Annotated in this window: 25 protein-coding genes; 8 read left to right on the forward strand and 17 right to left on the reverse strand. The window is 44.2% G+C overall.

All coding sequences use genetic code 11. The features are described 5' to 3' along the window. Positions 1-2 precede the first annotated feature (2 nt). On the reverse strand, positions 3-821 hold the full coding sequence (gene fkpA / locus HGT73_RS07835) for an FKBP-type peptidyl-prolyl cis-trans isomerase (RefSeq protein ID WP_214213344.1): 819 nt from the start codon (positions 819-821) through the stop codon (positions 3-5). Between the two features lie 276 nt (positions 822-1,097). Between fkpA and HGT73_RS07840 the strand changes: the two genes are divergently transcribed. After that, positions 1,098-1,316, forward strand: coding sequence for a SlyX family protein (locus tag HGT73_RS07840; RefSeq protein WP_214213346.1), 219 nt, complete (start codon positions 1,098-1,100; stop codon positions 1,314-1,316). A gap of 36 nt (positions 1,317-1,352) precedes the next feature. Here the strand turns inward: HGT73_RS07840 and slyD are convergent, their stop codons facing one another. The 4 genes from slyD to kefG all read right to left on the reverse strand — a co-directional run bounded on the left by slyD (position 1,353) and on the right by kefG (position 4,667). After that, on the reverse strand, positions 1,353-1,895 hold the full coding sequence (gene slyD, locus HGT73_RS07845; RefSeq protein WP_214213348.1) for a peptidylprolyl isomerase: 543 nt from the start codon (positions 1,893-1,895) through the stop codon (positions 1,353-1,355). Positions 1,896-2,076: 181 nt separating this feature from the next. Then, positions 2,077-2,271 carry a YheV family putative zinc ribbon protein gene (locus tag HGT73_RS07850; protein WP_214213350.1) on the reverse strand — a complete coding sequence of 65 codons (195 nt, stop codon included), beginning with the start codon at positions 2,269-2,271 and terminating at the stop codon, positions 2,077-2,079. Positions 2,272-2,305: 34 nt separating this feature from the next. Continuing rightward, the gene (gene kefB / locus HGT73_RS07855; protein ID WP_214213352.1) at positions 2,306-4,117 is read right to left on the reverse strand and encodes a glutathione-regulated potassium-efflux system protein KefB; all 1,812 of its coding nucleotides are present in this window, start codon (positions 4,115-4,117) and stop codon (positions 2,306-2,308) included. Further along, the gene (gene kefG / locus HGT73_RS07860) at positions 4,104-4,667 is read right to left on the reverse strand and encodes a glutathione-regulated potassium-efflux system ancillary protein KefG (RefSeq protein WP_214213354.1); all 564 of its coding nucleotides are present in this window, start codon (positions 4,665-4,667) and stop codon (positions 4,104-4,106) included. Before kefG ends, kefB begins: the two co-directional genes overlap by 14 nt. Positions 4,668-4,789: 122 nt before the next feature. Here kefG and HGT73_RS07865 point away from each other — a divergent pair, with 122 nt between their 5' ends. Further along, the gene (locus HGT73_RS07865) at positions 4,790-6,697 is read left to right on the forward strand and encodes an ABC transporter ATP-binding protein (protein ID WP_214213686.1); all 1,908 of its coding nucleotides are present in this window, start codon (positions 4,790-4,792) and stop codon (positions 6,695-6,697) included. Positions 6,698-6,729: 32 nt separating this feature from the next. Here the strand turns inward: HGT73_RS07865 and HGT73_RS07870 are convergent, their stop codons facing one another. Further along, positions 6,730-7,332, reverse strand: a complete 603-nt coding sequence (locus HGT73_RS07870; RefSeq protein WP_214213356.1) for a LysE family translocator — start codon at positions 7,330-7,332, stop codon at positions 6,730-6,732. Between the two features lie 46 nt (positions 7,333-7,378). Here HGT73_RS07870 and HGT73_RS07875 point away from each other — a divergent pair, with 46 nt between their 5' ends. Genes HGT73_RS07875 through HGT73_RS07885 form a run of 3 tightly spaced genes read left to right on the forward strand, consistent with a single transcriptional unit; the run spans position 7,379 to position 9,547 of the window. After that, entirely contained in the window at positions 7,379-8,398 is a 1,020-nt protein-coding gene (locus HGT73_RS07875) for a hydrolase (RefSeq protein WP_214213358.1), read from the forward strand. Continuing rightward, on the forward strand, positions 8,398-8,613 hold the full coding sequence (locus HGT73_RS07880; RefSeq protein ID WP_214213688.1) for a YheU family protein: 216 nt from the start codon (positions 8,398-8,400) through the stop codon (positions 8,611-8,613). Before HGT73_RS07875 ends, HGT73_RS07880 begins: the two co-directional genes overlap by 1 nt. Before the next feature lie 49 nt (positions 8,614-8,662). After that, positions 8,663-9,547, forward strand: a complete 885-nt coding sequence (locus HGT73_RS07885; protein WP_214213360.1) for a phosphoribulokinase — start codon at positions 8,663-8,665, stop codon at positions 9,545-9,547. 4 nt (positions 9,548-9,551) lie between these two features. Here HGT73_RS07885 and HGT73_RS07890 read toward each other — a convergent pair whose 3' ends face one another. After that, positions 9,552-9,956, reverse strand: a complete 405-nt coding sequence (locus tag HGT73_RS07890) for an OsmC family protein (RefSeq protein ID WP_214213362.1) — start codon at positions 9,954-9,956, stop codon at positions 9,552-9,554. Positions 9,957-10,242: 286 nt separating this feature from the next. Between HGT73_RS07890 and crp the strand changes: the two genes are divergently transcribed. Both crp and HGT73_RS07900 read left to right on the forward strand, forming a co-directional pair. Beyond that, positions 10,243-10,875: a cAMP-activated global transcriptional regulator CRP gene (gene crp / locus HGT73_RS07895; RefSeq protein ID WP_048912889.1), complete on the forward strand. Its 633-nt coding sequence runs from the start codon at positions 10,243-10,245 to the stop codon at positions 10,873-10,875. A gap of 75 nt (positions 10,876-10,950) precedes the next feature. Further along, on the forward strand, positions 10,951-13,035 hold the full coding sequence (locus HGT73_RS07900) for a YccS/YhfK family putative transporter (RefSeq protein ID WP_214213364.1): 2,085 nt from the start codon (positions 10,951-10,953) through the stop codon (positions 13,033-13,035). A 24-nt stretch (positions 13,036-13,059) separates the two neighbouring features. On the opposite strand, the gene HGT73_RS07905 is transcribed toward HGT73_RS07900, so the two are convergent. The 3 genes from HGT73_RS07905 to ppiA form a co-directional block, all read right to left on the reverse strand. Beyond that, the gene (locus tag HGT73_RS07905) at positions 13,060-14,280 is read right to left on the reverse strand and encodes an aspartate aminotransferase family protein (RefSeq protein WP_214213366.1); all 1,221 of its coding nucleotides are present in this window, start codon (positions 14,278-14,280) and stop codon (positions 13,060-13,062) included. A gap of 63 nt (positions 14,281-14,343) precedes the next feature. Beyond that, positions 14,344-14,922 carry an anthranilate synthase component II gene (locus HGT73_RS07910; RefSeq protein WP_214213368.1) on the reverse strand — a complete coding sequence of 193 codons (579 nt, stop codon included), beginning with the start codon at positions 14,920-14,922 and terminating at the stop codon, positions 14,344-14,346. A 72-nt stretch (positions 14,923-14,994) separates the two neighbouring features. Continuing rightward, the gene (ppiA, locus tag HGT73_RS07915; RefSeq protein WP_214213370.1) at positions 14,995-15,558 is read right to left on the reverse strand and encodes a peptidylprolyl isomerase A; all 564 of its coding nucleotides are present in this window, start codon (positions 15,556-15,558) and stop codon (positions 14,995-14,997) included. A 247-nt stretch (positions 15,559-15,805) separates the two neighbouring features. Between ppiA and tsgA the strand changes: the two genes are divergently transcribed. Continuing rightward, complete coding sequence (gene tsgA, locus HGT73_RS07920; protein WP_214213690.1) at positions 15,806-16,981, forward strand: MFS transporter TsgA; 1,176 nt, start codon at positions 15,806-15,808, stop codon at positions 16,979-16,981. A 53-nt stretch (positions 16,982-17,034) separates the two neighbouring features. On the opposite strand, the gene trpS is transcribed toward tsgA, so the two are convergent. From trpS to aroK, 7 genes are all read right to left on the reverse strand, one after another. Further along, the gene (gene trpS, locus HGT73_RS07925; protein WP_214213372.1) at positions 17,035-18,039 is read right to left on the reverse strand and encodes a tryptophan--tRNA ligase; all 1,005 of its coding nucleotides are present in this window, start codon (positions 18,037-18,039) and stop codon (positions 17,035-17,037) included. An 18-nt stretch (positions 18,040-18,057) separates the two neighbouring features. Beyond that, positions 18,058-18,735, reverse strand: coding sequence for a phosphoglycolate phosphatase (locus tag HGT73_RS07930; RefSeq protein ID WP_214213374.1), 678 nt, complete (start codon positions 18,733-18,735; stop codon positions 18,058-18,060). Next, complete coding sequence (rpe, locus tag HGT73_RS07935; protein WP_214213377.1) at positions 18,719-19,402, reverse strand: ribulose-phosphate 3-epimerase; 684 nt, start codon at positions 19,400-19,402, stop codon at positions 18,719-18,721. The genes HGT73_RS07930 and rpe overlap by 17 nt, the downstream gene beginning before the upstream one ends. A gap of 58 nt (positions 19,403-19,460) precedes the next feature. Continuing rightward, positions 19,461-20,273: an adenine-specific DNA-methyltransferase gene (gene dam / locus HGT73_RS07940; RefSeq protein ID WP_214213379.1), complete on the reverse strand. Its 813-nt coding sequence runs from the start codon at positions 20,271-20,273 to the stop codon at positions 19,461-19,463. 95 nt (positions 20,274-20,368) lie between these two features. Further along, a complete protein-coding gene (locus tag HGT73_RS07945; protein ID WP_214213381.1) occupies positions 20,369-21,433 on the reverse strand; it encodes an SPOR domain-containing protein in 1,065 nt (354 codons plus the stop codon). Between the two features lie 77 nt (positions 21,434-21,510). Further along, complete coding sequence (gene aroB, locus HGT73_RS07950) at positions 21,511-22,590, reverse strand: 3-dehydroquinate synthase (protein ID WP_214213692.1); 1,080 nt, start codon at positions 22,588-22,590, stop codon at positions 21,511-21,513. Positions 22,591-22,632: 42 nt separating this feature from the next. Then, positions 22,633-23,154 carry a shikimate kinase AroK gene (aroK, locus tag HGT73_RS07955; protein WP_214213383.1) on the reverse strand — a complete coding sequence of 174 codons (522 nt, stop codon included), beginning with the start codon at positions 23,152-23,154 and terminating at the stop codon, positions 22,633-22,635. Positions 23,155-23,457 lie beyond the last annotated feature (303 nt).

The raw sequence follows: 23,457 nt of genomic DNA on the forward strand, positions 1-23,457 counted from the left end.
TTTTACTTTTTACTTGAAGATGTTGCATCTGCCGCAGGGGCTTGTGTCGCATCCCCAGCTTTTGGTGCAGGCTGAACATCAAGAAGTTCAACATCAAAGATTAGCGTTGAATTTGGTGGAATACCTGGAACGCCATTTTGGCCATATGCTAGAGATGGAGGAATTACTAACTGGATTTTTCCTCCCTTCTTAATGTGTTTTAGACCTTCAGTCCAACCAGGGATAACACCATCAAGACGGAACGAAAGTGGCTCATGTCGATCATAAGAGCTGTCAAACTGTGTACCGTCTGTAAGTGTTCCTTTATAGTTCACCACAACAGTATCACTATCGGTTGGCGTGGCGCCAGTACCCGGATTTTCAACTTTGTACAATAATCCTGATGCCGTTTTCTTCACACCTTTCTCTTTAGCAAATTTCGCTGCGAATGCATTTCCTTTCTCAGTATTTTCTTTCGCATCTTTTTCCATTTTCGCTTGCGCAGCAGCTTTTACATTACCTTCAAAGGCTTTAAGCGTCTGCTCAACTTCACTATCTGAAAGTTTGCTTTTCCCTGCAAAGGCATCCTGCACACCTGCGATCAATTGCTTATTATCTAACTTAATACCGAGCTTCTCTTGTTCCTTTAAAGAATTTTCCATGTAACGACCTAACGAGGCACCCAGTGCATAAGCCGATTGTTGGTTCTGATCTTTAAACGCAGAATTTAATGCCACTTGTCCTGAGGACTCAGCACTACTTTCAGCAGCCATTACCAGAGGGGCATTGAGGCTAACCGCTAAAGTTGCAGCCAACAGTGAGACTTTAAACAATGATTTCATCCATATCTCCTAACCAAAGTCAGGTACTTTGGTACTTTAAAAGTGTACGACGCTACACAATGACTTGTTAATGGCTTTACATCCTCACCATTACCGATTAAACAGCCCCTCTACGACACTACTAAAGTAATAAAGTTTCGAGGTTACTTCATCATATTGGGACGAAGCCCTTTTTTTCAAGTGCAAAGAAAATATAGTGGATTCCAAGGGATTTCTTCAAACTGAGAGCGGTATACTGTTCGGAACTGTCGTATTTGCAAATGTGGAGTACAAATAATGGATATTGAGGCACTGATTCAACGGCTTAATGATCTTGAAACCAAGGCCGCCTACCAAGAACACACGCTTGAAGAGTTAAATCAAACCCTAATAAGCCACGAACTTGAGATGGCAAAAATGCGAGAACATTTACGTTTGTTGATCAGTAAATTACAAACGGTTTCACCTTCGATGGTCGCATCACAATCCGAAGAAACGCCACCCCCCCACTACTAATCATAAAAAAAGGCTGCGTAATGCAGCCTTCTTAACTTAGTGGTGGCAGCCACAACCGCCGGTACCACAACCTTCTTCACCATTTTCATGCTCATGATCATGATGATGGCCATCTGCGCCATGCACATGGCCGTGTGCTAATTCTTCTTCAGTCGCTTCACGAATCGCCACAACTTCAACATTAAAGTTTAAATTTTGCCCCGCTAGCATGTGGTTGCCGTCGACAACTACATGATCATCACCGACTTCGGTGATTTCAACCGGTACTGGGCCTTGATCGGTTTCGGCTAAGAAACGCATACCCGGTTGCAGTTCGTCAACGCCCACAAAAACATCTTTAGGAACGCGTTGAACTAAGTTTTCGTCATATTGACCATAAGCGTCGTTAGCAGGCACATTGATGTCGAACTTATCACCAACTTCGCGATTATCCAGTGCATTTTCTAAGCCTGAAATTAAAGAACCGTGACCATGTAGATAGTCTAGCGGTGCTGTAACAGGTGCTTCGTCAACCAGTACACCATCTTCAGTACGTACTTGATAAGCGATGCTGACTACTAAGTCTTTTGCAATTTTCATGATAACTCCTAACCGTTGAGCGCTGTATTCCCGTCTCATTGGTCTATTTTTGCCTGCAATAATACCAACCAGAAAGGCCCTGACTATGTTGAAAAACTTTATCAGTTCTTCTGTAAGACAATTATAGTGGGAATGATTCTATCGAAATTCAATACCCGTGCCAGAAATTTGCGTAAAAAACTTATTCCGGGGTGAATACGCCGATTATTTTTTCGTCTTTACGTACCGCAGACCGGACTTGTTTATCCGCTTCGCGCATTTGGTCACCACATTTTACACATTCAACAACTTCCACCCCTGATTCACGCCAAAGAGCTAGTGTGTCTTTTGCCTGGCAATTACGACATATAGCACCTGCAATGAAACGTTTACGCATAATTTATCCTTACTATCGAGAACACGAAAAGGCCCTAATCAGCAGCATCCCAACGACCCAATGTTTGTTTATCTTGTTGCATTTCCCTACGGAAAATATCCTCCAACTCTCGACGTGCCTCTTTTACCCGAGAAACATGACCGGTTTCGTCATGATGAGGCATTAGATCCTTCAACATTTGCTCATCAAGCTGGGTAAAATATTGTTGCGCTCGCTCAGCCTGATAGGGATGGATCCCCAACGAGACTAATGCCTTTCCGGCTAACTGGACCGCACTTAAGAATGTCTCGCGTGTGATATCGGTAATACCCGCTTGCAATAGTTCATGGGCTTCAACTCGTCCTCGAGCTCGGGCAAGAATTTTTAAATGGGGAAAATGTTGCTGGCAAAGTGCTATGGTTGCCATCGTATCCGAGGGATCGTCACAAGTAACAATAATAGATTGCGCGCGCTCCGCACCCGCTGCTCGTAACAATTCGAGATCGTTTGAATCACCGTAGTACACTTTGTAGCCATAAGTACGGGTTAAACTCACGACACTAATATCTTTCTCTAAGACTGTGACTCGCATATTATTGGCCATTAATAATCGGCCAACGACTTGTCCAAAGCGACCAAACCCTACCAAAATGACCTGTGGTTCATCATCTTCAACATAATGCTTTTCTGCGTTTTCATCATCCTGGTTGTTAAAGCGGCTGACTAAAATAAGATCAATCAACTTCATTAATAGCGGTGTGGTGATCATTGATAACGTGACGATGACTAAGAGTAACGATAGCTGTTCTTGATGAAAAAGGCCGGCGCTTGAAGCCGCAGAGAATAGGACAAAGGCAAACTCCCCCCCCTGGCTCAATACCCCGGAGAACTGAAGGCGCTCTGAGCTTCTCATTCCGTATAATCGTGCAAGCAAATACAATACGAGGGCTTTAATCGCAACCAGCGTTATCACCGCAATAAGGACTTCAATAATATGGGTGAACAACACCCCAATATTTAGTGCCATACCGACTGAAATAAAGAACAATCCTAGCAGTAACGCCTTGAAAGGATCGATGGCAACTTCAAGCTCGTGGCGGTACTCACTTTCAGCTAATAGAATCCCCGCTATAAACGTTCCTAGTGCCATTGATAAACCTAAGGCATCCATAAATAATGCAGAGCCGATCACGAGTAACAGTGCTGAGGCGGTGAAGATCTCCTTAACCCCTGATGCCGCAATATAACGAAAAATAGGCCGTAGTAAGAAACGCCCACCGACTAGCATTCCCGCGAAAGCCAGTACTTTCATGCCTATCTTCATCCAATCCGTGGGATGACCCGAATCATTACCCGCCAGTAACGGAACTAAAGCTAAAGCAGGTATTACTGCTAAATCTTGAAATAATAGAACCGAAAAACCCAGTTGACCGCCTTCACTGCGGTTCATGCCTTTTTCTTGCATCAGTTGCAATGCCATCGCCGTTGAAGACATCGCCAGACCGATACCTCCAATAATGGCGGCTTGCCAAGAGAACTGAGTAACCCAGAGAAGTCCCGCCAATAATAGACTTGAAAAAATGACTTGCCCGGCACCAACACCAAAAATAGAACGTCTGAGTTGCCATAATTTCCCTGGGTTCAGTTCAAGACCGATAATAAACATCAAGAACACGACACCTAACTCTGAGAAATGCAAAATCTCTTGGACATCGCTAATGAATCCAGCCCCCCAAGGGCCGATAGCAATCCCAGCCAAAAGGTAACCCAGTACTGCACCGATTCCTAAACGTGCAGCGATCGGTACCGCGACGACCGCTGCCGCTAAATAAATGACACCTGCGGTCAATAAATCAGATCCGCCCATCCATAATCTCCTGTGGTAAAGGCTGAGTGAGCCAGTCTGAATAGGCCGCAGCGAGCGATTTTAATACCTCTAACGGTTGACGCCGCGCATGATAAATGACCATCGGCGACATCCACTGCATATGGCAGGTCTGAGCCACCAATTCAAAAGGGCGCATAATGTCCGCTAACGGATAACGATTTAAACCGTGTGATTGATAAGCACTTTCTGGCTCACCTGTGGTGACGACACAACGTAACGTTTTTCCTTCCAAAGCTGACTCCCCCATCCCTGAGGCAAAACCACGAGATAAAACACGATCTAACCACTCTTTCAGTAATGAAGGACAACTATAAGTGTAGAGTGGGTATTGAAACACAATGATATCGTGCTCACGTAATAACTGCTGTTCGTGATAAATATCGATAAAAAAGTTAGGATAGGTAGCATAAAGATCGTGCACGGTCACATGCTCAACCTGACGAGCAGCCTTAAGAAGCTTGCTGTTTACAACCGATTCCTGCGCTTCAGGATGCGCATAAAGTAAAAGAATTTTAGGTGAAGATGACATTGTCTTCCTCCAAATTATCGTCTTAGTAATGGTTTTCCGTTACCATGCGGCGATACAATAATGTGTGGTTAGTAACTTTAGTTATGCCACTAATTTACCATATTCCATCAATTACGGCGCTTATGATTGTCTTCTCTGCTTTACAATTACGACGCGGGACACGCGTACTTTTGGACAACGCCTCGGCAACGATTAATCCCGGGCAAAAGGTCGGCTTAGTCGGAAAAAATGGGTGCGGTAAGTCGACGCTTTTATCATTACTTAAACAAGAGATTAGCGCAGAAAGTGGTAGTGTCAGTTTCCCAGCAAATTGGTCCCTCTCTTGGGTTAATCAAGAAACACCCGCACTAGCGACTTCAGCGATTGACTATGTCATCGATGGCGACCGTGAGTTTAGAAGTCTAGAGGCACAGTTGGCCAGTGCAAACCATGCTAATGATGGTAACCAAATTGCACTCCTTCATGGTAAGTTAGACGCTATTCAAGCATGGAGTATTCATGCACGGGCCGCAAGTCTACTTTATGGACTAGGGTTTTCGCATACTCAACTGCAGTCACCGGTCAAAGATTTTTCCGGCGGATGGAGAATGCGTCTAAATTTAGCACAGGCGCTTATTTGTCGTTCCGACCTATTATTGCTTGATGAACCGACCAACCACTTAGATCTCGACGCCGTAATTTGGCTAGAAAAATGGCTAAAAAGCTATACTGGCACACTTATATTAATTTCCCATGACCGGGATTTTCTTGACCCAACTGTTGGTAAAATCTTACATATTGATCAAGATAAATTGATGGATTATACCGGCAATTACAGCGATTTTGAGCGCCAGCGTGCGACCAAACTCGCCCAACAACAATCGTTGTATCAAAGCCAACAAACTAAAGTCGCACATTTACAACATTATATCGACCGTTTCCGCGCTAAAGCGACAAAAGCAAAACAGGCGCAAAGCCGCTTAAAAATGCTAGAGCGTATGGAAATGATTGCACCTGCCCACGTCGATAACCCTTTTACTTTCCATTTCCGTGCGCCGGAATCTCTCCCTTCTCCCTTACTAACCATGGAAAAAGTAACCGCAGGTTATGGGGATAAGGTCATTTTAGATTCGATTAAGCTTAACTTAGTCCCCGGTTCTCGTATCGGTCTGTTGGGAAAAAATGGTGCTGGTAAATCAACATTAATTAAACTCCTATCAGAAGAACTGGCGCCGCAGTCAGGAACAGTTACCCTCGCAAAAGGGATCAAACTCGGCTACTTTGCACAGCATCAGCTTGAATATCTACGCGCGGAAGAATCACCATTACAGCATTTGCAACGCCAAGCCCCTAAAGAACTTGAACAACACCTACGTGACTATCTAGGTGGATTTGGTTTTCAAGGGGATCAAGTCAAAGCAGCAACGGCCCAGTTTTCTGGGGGGGAAAAAGCGCGGCTCGTCTTAGCATTAATTGTTTGGGAACGCCCTAACCTCTTATTACTTGATGAACCGACTAACCATCTTGACTTAGATATGCGTCAAGCGCTTACCGAGGCGCTTATTGATTTTGAGGGTGCATTAGTAGTGGTATCGCATGATCGCCACTTACTGCGTGCGACAACCGATGACTTCTATCTCGTTCATGGCGGTCGCGTCGAGATGTTTGCCGGTGACCTTGATGATTATCAGCAATGGTTAGCCGATCAGCAAAAAGAAGCAACGACCACTCATAAAGATGATACGTCGCGTGATAATAGTCAGAGCGCTCAAGCGCGCAAAGATCAAAAAAGACGTGATGCCGAACTGCGGACAAAAACACAACCATTACGTAAAGAAATTGAAAAACTTGAAAAAAAGATGAGCGACTATCAACAAGCATTGGCCACTGACGAAGAAAAATTGGCGGATGCGGGTCTCTACGATAATAGCCGTAAAGCAGAACTCACTGAGATATTGCAACATCGGACATTGATACAATCGCAACTAGAAGACGTAGAACAGGCTTGGTTGGCAGCACAAGAAGCACTCGAAGTTTTATTAGCTGAGTAAACTAAACTCGCTCTGTGAGCGAGTTTGTTGGTTTATATCCAGATCAGTCCCACACTCACTGCCGTTAATAACCCCATAAAAAGGTTAAACTGACGCCAGGCACGTGGGCTATGTAACCACCGACCAATAACGGTCCCGAATGCCAACCATACGCAACCAGCAAGAAGGTTGACTAAAAACATGGCTAAACTAATGTAGGCAATCGAGGTAATATAAGCCTGTCCTTCGAGACTAAAGCTAGCAACGGCGCCAAGCGACATCAACCAAGCTTTGGGATTAACGAGCTGTAACAGCGCACCTTGCCATAACGGTAAACTTTTTTCCTGATGGTTATCTACCTCAAGGGATTCGTAGGCTGCCGTCGTAATTTTCCAAGCAAGCCAAAGTAAATAGGCACTTCCCGCAATTTTTAACAACAGATGTAATGCAGGATAAAGGATAATCAGATTACCTACGCCAAAGGCAATGAGTAGTAACATAATCTGCATACCAAACATAATGCCCAGCATCAATGGTATAGTGCTCATGAAACCAAAATTGGCCCCTGAGGTCGTAAGTAGCATATTATTGGGGCCCGGGGTAATTGCAGCCACCCATAAAAAGCCAAATAATGAGAGAAAGAGACTGAGTTCCATAAAGTTACCATTATCCAGATTAACCTTTGAAACTATACAGTGAGTTATGGATCAGACAAGCCCTGAGAACCTGAATAATTGTCATAATAGCGATGAAGATTTCACGCCTATTCGTTGCTTGAGAAATGCACATATTCAGACTCTTTTACCCAGAATCTTACGCCGTATAGTTCGGATTAAACCTGTCTGGCAACGCCTTGAGCTTCCCGACGGGGACTTTGTCGATCTTGCATGGAGCGAAGATCCCATGCTCGCGAAACATAAGCCCCGTGCAGTTATTTTTCATGGCTTGGAAGGAAGTGTTAAAAGTCCCTATGCACATGGCCTTCTTGCCTCTTTTCAGCGGGAAGGTTGGCTTGGAGTTGTAATGCATTATCGTGGGTGTAGCGGTGAGCCGAATCGCTTACCACAAAGTTATCATTCCGCTGATATTGAAGATGCTAGTTACTTTCTTCGTTGGATGAAAGAAAAGCTTGGTCCTGGTTGGACATCTGCTACAGGTTTTTCATTGGGTGGAAATATGCTGGCTTGTCTCATGGGTAGCCAAGGTAATGAATGTTTGCTTGACGCAGGAGTGATTGTCTCCGCACCTTTGATGTTAGAGCCTTGTAGTGTCAAAATTGAAGATGGATTTTCACGTTTTTACCAACATTATCTTTTAACTCGCTTGAAAAAAAGTTTGCGACGAAAACTGAAGGCCCACCCTCATCTCTTTTCTATTGCACCAGGTGAACTTAAAAAGATAAAAAAATTACGCGAATTTGACGATAAAATCACCTCACGTATTTATCACTTTTCTGATGCGCTTGATTACTATCGCCAAGCCAGCGGCATGCCGTGGTTAGCCAGTATCACTAAGCCTCTATTAATTATTCATGCCGCTGATGATCCGTTTATGACGGACGATGTGATACCTCAGCCTGAACAACTTTCGTCCTCAATTACTTATCAATTGAGTGAATACGGTGGCCATGTAGGATTTGTTACCGGAACTCTCTTTAAACCTGTTATGTGGTTAGAGCAACGTATCCCACAATGGCTCGCCGCGCAATTAGAGGCTAAATGATGATCATTCCTTGGCAAGAACTGCCTGATGAAACGTTACAAAATTTAATTGAGTCTTTCGTATTGCAGGAAGGTACCGATTATGGTGAACAAGAGCGTACACTTACCGAAAAAGTGGCCGATGTGACGAAACAGTTGCATACCGGCGACGTTGTTATCGTTTGGTCAGAATTACATGAATCGGTCAGCTTACGCCCCGCACGTGATATTCGCTAAATAGCGATGTTATAAGAATCACTGTCCCTTATCGGCTAAGGAGTCAATTATGTCAGCCAAACATCCTATTATTGCTGTGACAGGTTCAAGCGGCGCAGGAACAACTTCTACTAGCCTAGCTTTTCGTAAAATTTTTCAGCAGCTAGGCATCCATGCAGCCGAAGTTGAAGGGGATAGCTACCATCGCTATACACGACCAGAAATGGATATTGCCATTCGTAAAGCCAGAGATTTAGGCAAACATATCAGCTATTTCGGACCAGATGCTAATGACTTTGCGCTCCTAGAGCAGACTTTCAAAGAATATTCAGAATGTGGAACCGGACGCTCTCGTAAATATCTTCACACTTACGATGAAGCCGTGCCTTGGAAGCAGGTGCCTGGTACCTTTACCCCTTGGCAGCAGCTTCCCGACCTCACTGATGTATTATTCTACGAAGGGCTTCATGGTGCGGTAGTGACCGAAGAGCATAATGTGGCAGATCTCGTCGATTTATTAGTCGGCGTTGTCCCCATTGTGAATCTAGAATGGATCCAGAAATTAGTCCGAGATATGCAAGAACGTAGCCATTCTCGGGAAGCTGTAATGGATTCTGTGATCCGCTCGATGGAAGATTACGTTAACTACATTACACCGCAGTTTTCTCGTACACATATTAATTTCCAGCGAGTACCAATGGTTGATACCTCGAACCCTTTCGCTGCAAACGCTATCCCATCGATGGACGAGAGTTTAGTGGTTATCCATCTACGAGGGGTGGAAGAGATAAACTATCCTTATTTACTCGCAATGATCCAAGGTTCATTTATCTCCGCGATGAATACGCTGGTCGTACCAGGCGGTAAAATGGGCTTGGCGATGGAACTGATTTTAACACCAGTGATCAGAAAATTGGCTGAAAAGCGACAGCATATCGTATCAGCCACATCCTAAGGAATTACGCGGTGTGTATTTCGTGACTGTGCGTAATCTCAACAACTTTACCCAACATTAAAGCAACCGAGCAATATTTCTCTGCTGATAGGGAGACAGCTCGTTCAACCGCTTTGTCAGTTAATGTGGTACCCGTCACGACAAAATGTAGATTGATGTGAGTGAACAGACGTGGAGCTTCCTCTCGTCGCGTGGAGGTAAGTATCACTTCACAGCCTTTTACCTCATGGCGTCCTTTTTCTAAGATCGAGACGACATCAATCGCACTGCATGTCCCTGCCGACATCAGTACCATTTCCATTGGACTCGGTCCACTTTCGCCGCGATTACCATCCATCACTATTTGATGCCCAGATGCAGATTCGGCAACAAATTTTAATCCTTCCACCCATTTTACTTTCGCTTCCATCAGCATGACTCCCATTTCAGAATTTATTGTCTAAAATACTCTTAGGCGTGTTAATTCGTAAACCACTCATTTGATTTAATACAATACAAGACAGTGGCCTTAACCTGTGCTAAAAACAGGTTAAGGATTAGTTTTTCATTAATCCCAAGATAAAATACCTCGCAATACGCTAAGGTAGATTTATCACTTAATAAAAAAAGAAATGGCACTTGATGCTTTCATATGAGTGGCGAAAAGCTACTTACCCTGGTTTTCCAGGTTCGATTACAATAGAGGATAGAAGAGAATGGTTCTCGGTAAACCACAAACAGACCCTACATTAGAATGGTTCCTCTCCCATTGCCATATTCACAAGTATCCGTCAAAAAGTACCTTGATTCATCAAGGGGAAAAAGCAGAAACCCTTTACTACATTGTAAAAGGATCTGTCGCGGTACTGATTAAAGATGAAGAAGGCAAAGAGATGATCCTGTCTTACCTTAATCAGGGCGATTTTATTGGTGAGCTTGGCCTATTTGAAGAAGGACAAGAGCGCAGTGCTTGGGTGAGAGCAAAATCAGCCTGTGAAGTCGCAGAAATTTCTTATAAGAAATTTCGCCAACTGATTCAAGTTAACCCTGAAATTCTCATTCGTCTGTCTGCACAGATGGCAAGACGCTTACAAGTAACGTCTGAAAAGGTCGGAAATCTTGCTTTTTTGGACGTCACCGGACGTATTGCACAAACTTTGCTGCATCTAGCTCATCAACCTGACGCTATGACTCACCCGGACGGAATGCAGATTAAAATCACACGTCAGGAGATCGGACAGATCGTCGGCTGCTCACGTGAGACAGTAGGCCGCATTCTCAAAATGTTAGAAGATCAAAACTTGATTTCCGCACACGGTAAAACTATTGTCGTGTACGGTACTCGCTAATCAGCGTGAGAGGCAAGGGTTCTCCCTTGCCTTGATATCATTGCCTCATAACTCATCAAAAAAGCTGCAGTGTTAATGCTACGTCGACTGATTTATCACCCTGAAGTGAATTATGCTTTCCGCCAAACGTTGGTCCTCTGTTTACCTATTGCGCTAGGTTGGCTATTGGGTGATCTCCATTCAGGTCTCCTTTTTTCATTGGTTCCATCTTGTTGTAATCTCGCAGGACTGGATACCCCTCATAAACGTTTTTTTAAGCGCTTAGTCGTGGGGGGACTACTTTTCGCATGCAGTAGTTTTTCAGTGCTTTGGTCTCTACAACAACAATATCCCCTACCGCTATTCTTATTCGCCTTACCCTTAATTATTGGTGTGACTGGTGAAATTAGCCCATTACATGGTCGCCTTTTACCTGCATCGCTAGTCGCAGCAGTGTTGTCCATTAGTTTAGCCGGCCGGATGCCATTATGGGGACCACCATTACTCTATCTGGGTGGAACAGTCTGGTATGGGGTTTTCAATTGGGTATGGTTTAAATTTTCTCAGGCACAGCAGCTTCGGGAAACACTGAGCCTGCTATATCGAGAACTGGGGCGTTATTGTGAGCATAAATACCGACATATTTTTAGCGCGACTCAGTCACCTGATAGCTTACAGGATCTTCTAAAACGCCAGCAGAAGGTGATTGACTTGATCACCCAGTGTTATCAGCAGTTACATATGCTGCCCACAGCAAGAAATCGTAATGACCGTTTTTTAATTCGTTACTTTTTGATGGCGCAAGATATTCAAGAGCATATTACAGTGAGTTTGAACCAGCCTGAGGAAATAAAGAAACTTTGTCACGATAGTTTTTGTGAAGAAATCTTGAACTGGAATGCGAATACTGTTGCCTCACAGCTTCACCGTTTGGCTGACGATATTTTATACCATCAATTTGTCAGACCCTTTTCAATGAGTAAGCAAATTTCCGCACTTGAAAAACTCGCACACCAATTTCCACAAAATCCTGTGCCTCAATTTTGCTTCTACCATTTCACGCGGATTGCTCGGGTTTTGCAAAATGAGAAACCCCTATATCAGCGTGATTTGATGCGTGATCGGCAACGACGATTACCTCTACTGCCAGCGCTAAAAAGCTATTTATCGTTAAAATCTACGGCGTTACGTTCAGCGGCTCGTTTTTCAATTATGTTGATGTGTGGGGGAGTGATCGGTCTGGCACTCAACGTCCCCAAACCCTATTGGATTTTGATGACTATTGTTTTTGTCAGTCAAAATAACTACAGCGCAACACGTGTACGGATACAACACCGAGCCTTAGGAACCTTTGCTGGATTAATTATTGCGGCGACCACGCTCAATCTACATGTCCCTGAATCATGGATATTGATCATTATGCTGCTTATTACCTTTTTCAGTAATTTATTTAATCGACAATATTATGGATGGGCAACGATTGGCTTCACCGTCACTGCGGTCTACTCGCTACAACTCCTTTCGTTAAATGGACATGAATTTTTACTTCCGCGATTATTGGATACATTAATCGGCTGCCTAATAGCCTTTGCAGGTACATTATGGCTATGGCCCCAATGGCAAAGTGCTTTACTGAGGGATAATACGATTGATGTTCTGACGGCTTATCAACAAGCCCTACAAGTTCTACTCGGCCCGGAGCAAAAAGATGAGGTGTTTGAGGCTGCTCGGGTTGATGCCAATCAGAAACATAATGCTCTCTTTAATGCCCTGAACCAGGCGATGCAAGAACCAAAATTTAACGATGAGTATTTAGAAGAGATGCATTTGTGGGTAAGCCACAGTCAATATATTGTTGAACACATTAACGAACTCACGGCTTTGGCTCGTGAACATACCATGCTCACACCAACCCTCGCCGAGCGTTATTTGCAAGCCTGTGAGATAGCATTGCAACAATGCCAACAACGCTTGCTGTACGCCAACGATCAGGAGCACTATCACTCCACACATGTTATGGACGAAACCGCTCATTTTGGTAAAGGCCCAAGCACTATCGTAGAACGGCATATTGAGCGAATTTTAGTCCATGTAAAATCAATGAGGACGATTTCCTCGATCATCTGGACTCAGCGGCCTAAACATGGGGCATGGTTTTTACGTCACCCAAAAAAATCCTGAGCAGTTTGCACTGCTCAGCATTTACTATTCACCAATGACTTGAGCAAAGGCTTGCTGTAAGTTATCCATGCCTTGTTCAATATCATCCTGGGAAATAAGTAATGAAGGCGCAAAACGAAGAACATCGACTCCGGCTGATAGCAACATAACACCATGCTCTGCAGCAACTTGAATAAATTCACGTATCCGATGGCTATACTCAGGTGCTAATTGCGCCCCAATAAGCAGCCCTTTACCACGAATGCAGGTAAAAATATGATGGCGTGCGTTAAGAGCCTCTAGCTTCTGTACAATCCATTGGTGCCGTTGTTCAACGCCCTGTAAAAGCTGATCATTATTGATGATATCGATGGCGGCTTCCGCCACAGAACAGGCTAATGGGTTACCGCCATAAGTTGTACCGTGGGTACCCGGCTTCATGGCTTTCGCAATCGTCTCTGTTGTCAACATAGCACTGATTGGGAACCCACCCCCTAATGCTTTCGCCGTAGTCAAAATATCAGGCACAATATCTAAATGTTGATAAGCGAATAACTTACCGGTACGCCCCATCCCTGTTTGCACTTCGTCATAAACCAATAAGGCTTGGTATTCATCACAAAGCTCTCGAAGGCCTCGTAGGAATGCTTCTGTGGCTGGCATAACCCCCCCTTCACCTTGAATAGGTTCGACCACAATCGCACAAGTATGGTCATCAATAACCGCCTTGACCGCATCAAGATCATTAAAGGGAACATGGATGATATCGGCAGGTTTAGGACCAAAGCCATCAGAGTATTTGGGTTGCCCACCCACTGTTACAGTGAAAAATGTTCTACCGTGAAAAGCATGATGAAAAGCGATAATTTTTGTTTTATAAGGGCTAATCGTATTTGTAGCGTAGTATCGAGCAAGCTTAAAGGCCGCCTCATTCGCTTCGGCCCCAGAGTTAGCAAAGAAAACTCGGTCAGCAAAGGTTGCCTCTGTCAGTTTCTTGGCTAGACGCAATGCAGGCTCGTTAGTAAAAATATTGCTAACATGCCACAGTTTCTCGCTCTGTTTGTGCAGTGTTTCCACCAGTACAGGATGGCAATGACCTAATGCCGTGACCGCAATCCCCCCGGCGAAATCGATATATTCTTTACCTTCTTGATCCCAGACTCGGCTCCCTTTCCCTCTTACTGGAACGAACTGTGCGGGTGCATAAATAGGTAAAATAACCTTATCGAAAAGCTCACGAGTAACGTTGGTCTCTGTTATCGACATCTTAGGTCCTTAGCAATGGCTACATTTAGAATAAACATACATTTATAATGCATATAAAATCAATCACCGCTTAATGATAAAATTATTTAGCAATGCCAAACCGCTTTCACTAAGAATACTCTCTGGATGAAACTGCACACTTTGTATTGGAAGATATCGATGACGAAGCCCCATTATCGTGGGCATCTCATTTCCCTCTTCAACCCATGCGATAACCTCCAGTTCTTGCGGAAGCGTCTGGGGCTCCACAACGAGAGAGTGATAACGCGTCACAGTCAATGGATTCGGTAGCTGTGTGAAGATCCCTTTGCCGGTGTGATAAACCTTCGATGTTTTACCATGCATGACTTGATGGGCACGGATAACCTTTCCGCCAAATGCCTGAGCAATAGCCTGATGGCCTAGACACACACCAAGTATCGGGATTTTTCCAGAAAAATATTGAATCGCAGAAAGCGAAATACCCGCTTCATTGGGGGTACAGGGGCCAGGTGAGATAACTAGATGGCTGATATTAAGTGCCTCAATCTCTTGAAGAGAAATGGCATCATTACGAACCACTTTGACTTCTATCCCGCATTGGCAGAAATACTGATACAAATTCCAAGTGAAAGAGTCATAGTTATCTATGATTAACAGCATAAAATTGCTTACCTAGAAAATTTTATTTAAGCAAAGATCCAAGCACGACATTAGACGTGCTTGGATGGATCATCAAGGCAGGACTTTTACAGAAAGAATCGTAACCGGTTTTGCCGGTACGTTTTGATAAGGCCCATTATTAGTTGTTTCAACCTGAGAAATTTTTTCTGCGACATCAAGACCTTTGATCACTTTACCAAAAACTGCGTAGCCAAAATCTCTTTGCCCATGATCAAGAAAGGCATTGTCGGCAACATTAATGAAAAATTGGCTAGTAGCACTGTCTTTATCGGCGGTACGGGCCATCGCAATAGTTCCACGTGTATTACGTAACCCATTGTCTGCTTCATTCTTAATCGGGGATTGCGTCGATTTTTGCTGCATATCGGCCGTAAATCCGCCACCTTGAATCATAAAATTCGGAATAACTCGGTGGAAGATCGTATTGTTATAGAAACCGTTATTTACATATTGGAGGAAGTTTTTAACCGTTACCGGCGCTTTTGCATCATTTAACGCTAATTCGATGTTTCCTTCGGAAGTTGTCATCAAGACATGAGTATCCGCGACGGCTGAATGTACCGTTGCCGCCAATGAAAACAGTGTTAATACGGTTACCAGTGATTTTTTAATCATAATTAGTCGCTCTTCGCTGCTGGGGTAAAATGAACACTATTGTAATAGTAAGGAGTTATCACTTACTACACATAGTTACTGACTGGTTTATCCTTTGTAATAGAAGAAATCTCAGCTTTTTCTCAATAAATACAGTTATTAGTTAAATATATAGCTCAATATAAGCATCATTATTTATAAACATTGGTAATGGCATTACAATCTTGCGCTTCACTCTTCGGACTATTCCTTTGACAGGTATTAAATGATGATGCAAATAAAAAGAACCGGGCTCACCTGGATAAGTTTTCTCTCCTATGCTCTGACTGGCGCACTGGTCATTGTGACCGGTATGGTAATGGACAACATCGCTCACTATTTCGACGTTCCAGTAGCCAGTATGAGCAACACCTTTACTTTTTTAAACACAGGTATTTTGATAGCCATTTTTCTCAATGCGTGGCTAATGGAGTTAGTACCGCTCAAAAAACAATTAATTTTCGGCTTTATTCTAATGTTAGTGGCAATTGCCGGGTTAATTCTGGGTCACTCCATTGCTCTATTTTCAGCGTGTATGTTTGTCCTTGGTATTGTCAGTGGTATTACCATGTCGATCGGTACTTTTCTTATCACCCATCTGTATGAAGGCCGTCAACGCGGCGCAAGACTCCTTTTTACCGATTCTTTTTTTAGTATGGCGGGTACCATTTTTCCAATCATTGCCGCCGCAGTATTGTCTCGTCATCTGCCTTGGTATTTAGTCTATTGTGCGATTGGGCTGATTTATGTCGCCATCTTTATTATCACGCTTTTCACACAGTTCCCAACCTTAGCAAAAACGGGTCAACAACAGCGTGAAACAAAAGAGAAATGGGGGCCGGGTGTGTTTTTGCTTGCCATTGCCGCCTTGTGTTACATTCTAGGACAATTAGGTTTTATTGCATGGGTACCCGATTATGCAACCAAAGTGCTGGGTTTTGAGTTAGGTCGTGCAGGACAATTAGTCGGTAATTTTTGGACTGCCTATATGATAGGCATGTGGGTCTTTAGCGTAGTATTACGCTTCATTGATTCTCAAAAGCTGCTGGTGTTACTCACGGCGCTAGCATCTGTACTGATGTACTGGTTTAACCATGCAGCAGACCCTAATACCCTACACCTAATCATTGCAGCACTGGGTTTCTTTTCCAGCGCCATTTACACCACAATTATTACTTTAGGCTCCCAACAGACTAAAGTCGCATCGCCAAAGCTAGTCAACTTTATTCTAACCTGCGGTACTATTGGCACAATGTTAACCTTTGTCGTCACGGCCCCGATTGTCAACAACGGTGGACCTCATGCAGCCTTAATGACCTCAAATAGCCTTTATATCGCTGTATTTATCTGTTGTTTATTGCTTGGATTTGTCAGTAAACACCGTATAAATCACGTTAATAATTAATAAAAAAGGCGGTAGAAGAATTCTACCGCCTTTATCGAACTAACGCTTCTCTCTTACGGACGGGCAACAAAACCTATGGCTTCGTACACCTTGTCGAGCGTTTGTTTTGCCTGAGCGCTCGCTTTCTCTGCCCCATCTTTCATTATTTGATTAAGAAGCTGTTCGTTATTACGGAAATGATGATAACGCTGCTGTAATTCAGTCAACATTCCCGATACCGCATCAGCCACTGCACCTTTCAGATGGCCATACATCTGCCCCTCGAATGTACGCTCTAATTCCGCAATCGGCTGCCCTGTTACGCCAGAAAGAATATCGAGGAGGTTGGATACACCCGGTTTATTTTTAACGTCATAACGGACTACAGGTGGCTCATCAGAATCAGTCACGGCACGTTTTATCTTTTTTACAACCGCTTTCGGTTCTTCAAGTAATCCAATGACGTTGTTACGATTATCATCCGATTTAGACATTTTTTTCGTTGGTTCAAGCAGTGACATAACCCGCGCACCCGATTTAGGGATAAAAGGTTCTGGGACTTTGAAAATATCGCCATAAATCGCATTGAAACGCTGTGCGATATCACGACTTAACTCAAGATGCTGCTTTTGATCTTCACCAACGGGTACTTGCTGAGTTTGATAAAGTAAAATATCTGCGGCCATCAGAACGGGATAATCAAAAAGACCTGCATTGATATTTTCAGCATATCGAGATGACTTGTCTTTAAACTGCGTCATCCGGCTCAATTCACCGAAATAGGTATAACAGTTAAGCACCCACGATAATTGAGCATGCTCCGGAACATGAGATTGAACAAAGATCGTTGATTTTTCAGGATCAATACCACAAGCGAGATAAAGTGCTAAAGTGTCGAGTGTCGCTTTTCGTAATGCTGCCGGGTCTTGTCGTACCGTAATCGCATGCTGATCAACAATACAATAAATGCAATGGTAGTCATCCTGCATTTGTACCCATTGGCGCAACGCGCCCATATAGTTACCGATTGACAGCTCTCCGGAGGGCTGCGCACCACTAAAGACTATTGGTCTTGTCATTATTTCTTATCCTGGACATTACTTCCCAATCAGGGAGAGAAGGTGATCAAATTGATGGATGACTTGGTCTGGGTGACTATCTTCAATCGGTTCGCCATAATTATAACCGTAGGAGAGTCCGACGGATCGCACTCCCGCGGATTTTGCGGCTTGAATATCGTTACGAGAGTCACCGACAAAAAGTAGTTGTTCCGTTAATAGCCCAAACTGACCAAGTACCATAAAAATTGCAGCGGGATGAGGCTTTTTAATCGGAACATCATCGCCGCCAATAATTAAGCTAAAAAAGTGATCGATATTCAGACTTTCTAATAGAGGACGTACAAAAGGTGTCGGCTTATTAGTCACTATAGCTAAAGGTATCTCTTTTGAAGACAGTACTTCAAGTACCTCAAGAACATGGCTGAAAAGTTGGCTTCCCGATTCTGCTGTATGCAGATAATGATGGTCAAAACAGCTACGCGCCTGGGCTACTTGGCTTTCATCAGGGCTTGTACCGAGTGCCCAAGTCAAGGCCCGATTAACCATAATATCGGCCCCATTACCTATCCAGCGAGTGACATTTTCTAAGCCAGCGACAGGCAGTTGCAAATCTTCCAGCATTAAGTCAATAGCTCTAGATAGCCCTGGTGCACTATCGACTAATGTTCCATCTAAATCAAAGGCAATACCACGGATATCAGTGAAAGGAGCCATTGGCTTTCTCCACTTCACAACGCATTTCAGCGATAACAGTGCGATAATCTGGCTGGTTAAAAATCGCGGAGCCAGCGACAAACATATCAGCACCTGCCGCAGCGATCTCTGCAATATTCTCGACCTTTACACCACCATCAATTTCTAATCGAACATCATACCCACTTTGATCGATACGCTTACGGACTTCACGGAGTTTGTTCAAGGTAGAGGGGATAAAACTTTGTCCGCCAAATCCGGGGTTTACTGACATGAGTAGTACAATATCAATTTTATCAAGCATATAGTCGAGGTAAGAAAGTGGCGTAGCAGGGTTAAAAACTAAGCCTGCTTTACAGCCATGTTCCTTGATCAGTTGTACAGTGCGATCCACATGTTCGCTGGCTTCAGGGTGAAATGTAATAAAGCTCGCGCCTGCTTTTGCAAATTGGGGAATCAGAGCATCAACTGGTTTTACCATCAAGTGAACATCAATCGGGGCAGTAATCCCATAATCTCGGAGCGCTTTTAAGACCATTGGTCCCATCGTTAGGTTAGGAACATAATGGTTATCCATTACATCAAAGTGAACAACATCCCCCCCGGCTGCAATGGCCTTAGCCGTATCTTCACCTAATCGAGCAAAGTCGGCGGATAAAATGGATGGCGCAATTAAATAATCTTTCATGCAATTCTCCGAGAGTATGATTTTCGGTCTCCACAGGGGGGCGAATCTCCCCAGCGGATTAAGTATACAGTGCCAACAGTTCGTCGACCTTAGTGCGACCATTAGCGCTACGACTAATAGAACGCCTTGCCGTCACAATATGAAGTGTAGCGTCTTGATACCATTTTCGAGTCAGTTCTGTATCGTGATTCGAGATTAGCACAGGTACCTCTTTTTTTTGTGCCAGTTTATGGGCTAATTCTGCTAAAAGTCTCTGTTCTTTAGCCGTAAAGCTATTCGTGTGATAAGCCGTAAAATTTGCTGTCGCAGAGAGCGGTGCATAAGGGGGATCGCAATAGACAACCGAGCCACGCCTTACTCGAGAAAGAGTTTGCACATAGGATTCACACATAAAAGTCGCTTGCTGTGCACGTTCAGCAAACCATTCCAGCTCTGCTTGTGGAAAATATGGCCTGACATAGCGCCCAAAAGGAACGTTAAATTGCCCACGTAAATTATAACGACACAAACCGTTGTAACCGTGGCGATTGAGATAGAGAAAGAGTAATGCCCGATAGTAAGGATCGTCACTCTCATTAAATAAATTACGATGCAGATAATAGCTGTCTGCATTGTTCATCTCAGGAGTGAAATAGCCGCGAGCATCGGCGATAAATTGACTACTACGATGTTTGACAATGTTATAGAGATTGATCAAATCACTGTTGATATCCGCGAGGTAGTACTTTTTATAATCACTATTGAGAAATACAGATCCGGCCCCTACAAAAGGTTCGACCAAGCAGTCGCCTTCTGGTAGATGGCGTTGGATATCTTCTAAAAGGAGATACTTGCCTCCAGCCCACTTTAAAAAAGCGCGATGTTTCTTCATGTTGTCGTATCAAAGATTAATTATGAGATGTTGCGGTTATCCGGACAACAGATTGGCGCTTAAATAGAGGGCTGCATAGCGCAGCCCTGTAGAGATCACTGAGCGGATTCTTTACGAACTTGACTCATTGGCTTAACCCAAGGTCCCTTAGCTTTTACTGCTTCAGGTAACGATGAGATAGCACTTTTTGCTTCAGCAGGTGTTTGATAACTACCGGTCGTTAGGACATACCACGCTTGACCATCACGAGATGTCTTGTAGACATGGTAGCTCGAAAGATTTTGCTGTTTAGCCCAAGCATTCAACGTATCTTCCCGGCTTGCAGCGCTAAGCTGCAAGGTATAACCCTTCCCGGAAGAGACCTCCTGCGAAACCACTGGTGCAGGTAAGGCTTTAGTAGGGTGTGATGTTGTAGCAACAGCCTCCCTTTCAGCCTTTCTTACCGGTGGCTTAGGAGCAACCGCTTTTTTCGCTACGGTATTTTCGCTTTCAGGTGGACGATGCGAGACGATTTCATGATGTTCTGGAACTGTATAACGCCCTTCAGAGCGATGAACGGGTTCACGAGGTTCAGCATGTGTTACCGGTGCTTTCGGCCGTAAGCGTTGTTCGCTCGGCACACGATGTACGGGCGGTGTCGGTGCTGTAGCAGCAAATTGTTGAGTCACCTGTGGCTGACTACCCAATTTAGCGCTACGGTCAAGTGTCGCGGCACCAACAGGTAAAGTAATCGCCGCAGTTTGATCAGTTGACGGCGTATTCGTCGTCGCAGAGGCAGCAGCATTAGTATCCACTGTACTGCTTGTTGGTACTGAAGTCGCTTCCGCTGAGGGAGGTGCAGGTGCATCGGTTTGCGAAGGCGTTGCAGCAGATTGCTGGGCTGTTGCCGTATTTGACGCATTGTCTGTTGAAGAATTCGTAGAAAGATCGATGTTTCTCTCACTTCCCTGTCCACTTGCTTCTGGCGTAGATTTAGAGGGGCCGTTCATCGCCGATCCAATACCCAACACCAATAACAGCAATACCAAAATTCCAACAGCAATCATAATGTGCTGCTTAGAAATCGGTAATTTAGAGGACGAAACAGGTTTTTTTCCACGAGGAGCAGGACGATCACTCGTGTCAGGTTTTAATTCGTCTTCCGGTTGAAAGTCATCCATTGATCCACCTCATACGTATTCGGCTAAGCACCACGACTGTGGCCCCGCTGACATTATTAGTTGTTGTCTTACCTTAGCTAACACTTAGTTATGGCAGCTAAAACAGTATCATGTCCCACTCCAGAACGCACCTCGGCCTGACCTAAATCGGTAGGTAAGACTAAGCGTAGCTCTCCCGATAACACTTTCTTATCTCGCATCATATGCGGTAAGTAGTCTTCTGCAGACATCTGATGCGGTCCTTTGACCGGTAATCCAGCACGCAGTAATAGGGCGATTAGCCGTTCTGTTAATGAGGAACTGAATGTCCCGAGTTGTTCTGCAGTACGAGCAGCCATTACCATGCCTGCGGCAACTGCTTCACCATGTAACCAATTACCATAGCCCATATGTGCTTCAATCGCGTGACCAAAAGTATGTCCAAGATTTAACAGAGCACGTTGACCCTGTTCTCGTTCATCTGCTGCAACAATCTCAGCCTTCAGTTCACAACAACGTTTGATACAGTAAGCAAGTGCTTTCTTATCTAAACGTCGAAGCGCATCAATGTTCTGCTCCAACCATTCAAAAAACACCTGGTCGAGGATTACACCGTATTTAATCACTTCAGCCAACCCTGAGGATAACTCACGAGCTGGTAGAGTCGCTAAGCAATCAAGATCTATTACGACTGATGTCGGTTGGTAAAAGGCACCAATCATATTTTTCCCTAAGGGATGATTAACTGCCGTTTTTCCACCTACCGATGAATCAACTTGAGATAACAGCGTGGTAGGCATTTGTATAAAACGCACACCACGCTGGTAGCTAGCTGCTGCAAACCCTGTCATGTCACCAATGACTCCACCGCCTAATGCGATGAGTGTTGTGTCACGGCCGTGTGGTTTTTCCAATAATGCGGTAAATACTTTATCGAGTATCGTTAACGACTTGTACTGCTCACCATCCGGTAAGATAACGGAGTCGGCCTGGATTCCTAACGTAAAAAGCTGCTCTATAACAGAATGTAGATAGAGCGGTGCAATCGTTTCATTGGTAACAATCATGACTGATTGACCGGCAGTTAATGGCCAGTAAGATGCAGAGTCACTGAATAAACCTGCGGCAATCGTTATGGGATAGCTGCGTTCGCCAAGTGAAACCATCATCTTCTGCATCATAGTACTGACCCTCAACTGAGTTGACTGCGGTGTAGCGACTTAATTATTTTCCAACATATGGATGATCTGATTAGCAACGACTTTTGCGCTTTGCTCGTCAGTACGGATGGTGACATCAGCAATCTCTTCATAAAGAGGATTACGTTCACCAGCGAGATCTTCCAGAACACCTCGAGGAGGGGAATCAACTTGTAGCAAAGGACGACGCTTATCACGTTGTGTCCGAGCCAGCTGTTTCTCGATAGTCGTCTCTAAATAAACAACCACCCCACGAGCCGATAAACGGTTTCGTGTTTCACGAGACTTTACTGAACCACCGCCCGTCGCGAGAACGATGCCTTGCTTCTCTGTCAATTCGTTGATGATTTTTTCTTCACGATCCCGGAAGCCTTCTTCGCCTTCTACATCGAAGACCCAACCCACATCGGCCCCGGTGCGTCGCTCAATTTCCTGATCGGAATCATAAAATTCCATATTGAGTTGTTGAGCTAACTGACGACCAATAGTGCTTTTGCCGGCACCCATAGGCCCAACCAGAAAGATATTACGTTTCTCTGCCATTTTTATCGGTACTACTAAGAATTCGTTGATGATACCCCAGAGCCACTATAGACAACGGGACAGAAACTGAGACCTCATAAGCATGTAACAAGAGTCATGTGAAAAATTATCTCAACACTCAAGACCATTTGGCAACCAATTAAATGATTTATCAGTAACCTTTCACCGATTCTTCTAGCGAAAAGCCACTGTCAGTCACTCTTATACTACTATATCTAGACGGGTTGAGTGATGATTTCTTAAACTCAGTGCTTAAGGTTCCTAAAAATTGATAACCTTTTATGCTAATTAGCGCTTTACGTC

The organism is Rosenbergiella australiborealis, from assembly GCF_018494035.1.
Lineage (GTDB): Bacteria > Pseudomonadota > Gammaproteobacteria > Enterobacterales > Enterobacteriaceae > Rosenbergiella > Rosenbergiella australiborealis.

What these genes read in the sequence shown, in the direction of transcription:
- crp (WP_048912889.1), top strand. Translation starts at nt 10,243, where the DNA reads ATGGTTCTCGGTAAACCACAAACAGACCCTACATTAGAATGGTTCCTC.
- kefB (WP_214213352.1), bottom strand. Translation starts at nt 4,117, where the DNA reads ATGGGCGGATCTGATTTATTGACCGCAGGTGTCATTTATTTAGCGGCA.
- dam (WP_214213379.1), bottom strand. Translation starts at nt 20,273, where the DNA reads ATGAAGAAACATCGCGCTTTTTTAAAGTGGGCTGGAGGCAAGTATCTC.
- kefG (WP_214213354.1), bottom strand. Translation starts at nt 4,667, where the DNA reads ATGTCATCTTCACCTAAAATTCTTTTACTTTATGCGCATCCTGAAGCG.
- aroB (WP_214213692.1), bottom strand. Translation starts at nt 22,590, where the DNA reads ATGCAGAAGATGATGGTTTCACTTGGCGAACGCAGCTATCCCATAACG.
- trpS (WP_214213372.1), bottom strand. Translation starts at nt 18,039, where the DNA reads ATGACAAGACCAATAGTCTTTAGTGGTGCGCAGCCCTCCGGAGAGCTG.
- HGT73_RS07880 (WP_214213688.1), top strand. Translation starts at nt 8,398, where the DNA reads ATGATCATTCCTTGGCAAGAACTGCCTGATGAAACGTTACAAAATTTA.
- tsgA (WP_214213690.1), top strand. Translation starts at nt 15,806, where the DNA reads ATGATGCAAATAAAAAGAACCGGGCTCACCTGGATAAGTTTTCTCTCC.
- ppiA (WP_214213370.1), bottom strand. Translation starts at nt 15,558, where the DNA reads ATGATTAAAAAATCACTGGTAACCGTATTAACACTGTTTTCATTGGCG.
- slyD (WP_214213348.1), bottom strand. Translation starts at nt 1,895, where the DNA reads ATGAAAATTGCAAAAGACTTAGTAGTCAGCATCGCTTATCAAGTACGT.
- rpe (WP_214213377.1), bottom strand. Translation starts at nt 19,402, where the DNA reads ATGAAAGATTATTTAATTGCGCCATCCATTTTATCCGCCGACTTTGCT.
- HGT73_RS07900 (WP_214213364.1), top strand. Translation starts at nt 10,951, where the DNA reads ATGCTACGTCGACTGATTTATCACCCTGAAGTGAATTATGCTTTCCGC.
- aroK (WP_214213383.1), bottom strand. Translation starts at nt 23,154, where the DNA reads ATGGCAGAGAAACGTAATATCTTTCTGGTTGGGCCTATGGGTGCCGGC.
- fkpA (WP_214213344.1), bottom strand. Translation starts at nt 821, where the DNA reads ATGAAATCATTGTTTAAAGTCTCACTGTTGGCTGCAACTTTAGCGGTT.
- HGT73_RS07840 (WP_214213346.1), top strand. Translation starts at nt 1,098, where the DNA reads ATGGATATTGAGGCACTGATTCAACGGCTTAATGATCTTGAAACCAAG.
- HGT73_RS07885 (WP_214213360.1), top strand. Translation starts at nt 8,663, where the DNA reads ATGTCAGCCAAACATCCTATTATTGCTGTGACAGGTTCAAGCGGCGCA.
- HGT73_RS07850 (WP_214213350.1), bottom strand. Translation starts at nt 2,271, where the DNA reads ATGCGTAAACGTTTCATTGCAGGTGCTATATGTCGTAATTGCCAGGCA.
- HGT73_RS07865 (WP_214213686.1), top strand. Translation starts at nt 4,790, where the DNA reads ATGATTGTCTTCTCTGCTTTACAATTACGACGCGGGACACGCGTACTT.
- HGT73_RS07890 (WP_214213362.1), bottom strand. Translation starts at nt 9,956, where the DNA reads ATGGAAGCGAAAGTAAAATGGGTGGAAGGATTAAAATTTGTTGCCGAA.
- HGT73_RS07875 (WP_214213358.1), top strand. Translation starts at nt 7,379, where the DNA reads ATGGATCAGACAAGCCCTGAGAACCTGAATAATTGTCATAATAGCGAT.
- HGT73_RS07910 (WP_214213368.1), bottom strand. Translation starts at nt 14,922, where the DNA reads ATGCTGTTAATCATAGATAACTATGACTCTTTCACTTGGAATTTGTAT.
- HGT73_RS07870 (WP_214213356.1), bottom strand. Translation starts at nt 7,332, where the DNA reads ATGGAACTCAGTCTCTTTCTCTCATTATTTGGCTTTTTATGGGTGGCT.
- HGT73_RS07945 (WP_214213381.1), bottom strand. Translation starts at nt 21,433, where the DNA reads ATGGATGACTTTCAACCGGAAGACGAATTAAAACCTGACACGAGTGAT.
- HGT73_RS07905 (WP_214213366.1), bottom strand. Translation starts at nt 14,280, where the DNA reads ATGTCGATAACAGAGACCAACGTTACTCGTGAGCTTTTCGATAAGGTT.
- HGT73_RS07930 (WP_214213374.1), bottom strand. Translation starts at nt 18,735, where the DNA reads ATGGCTCCTTTCACTGATATCCGTGGTATTGCCTTTGATTTAGATGGA.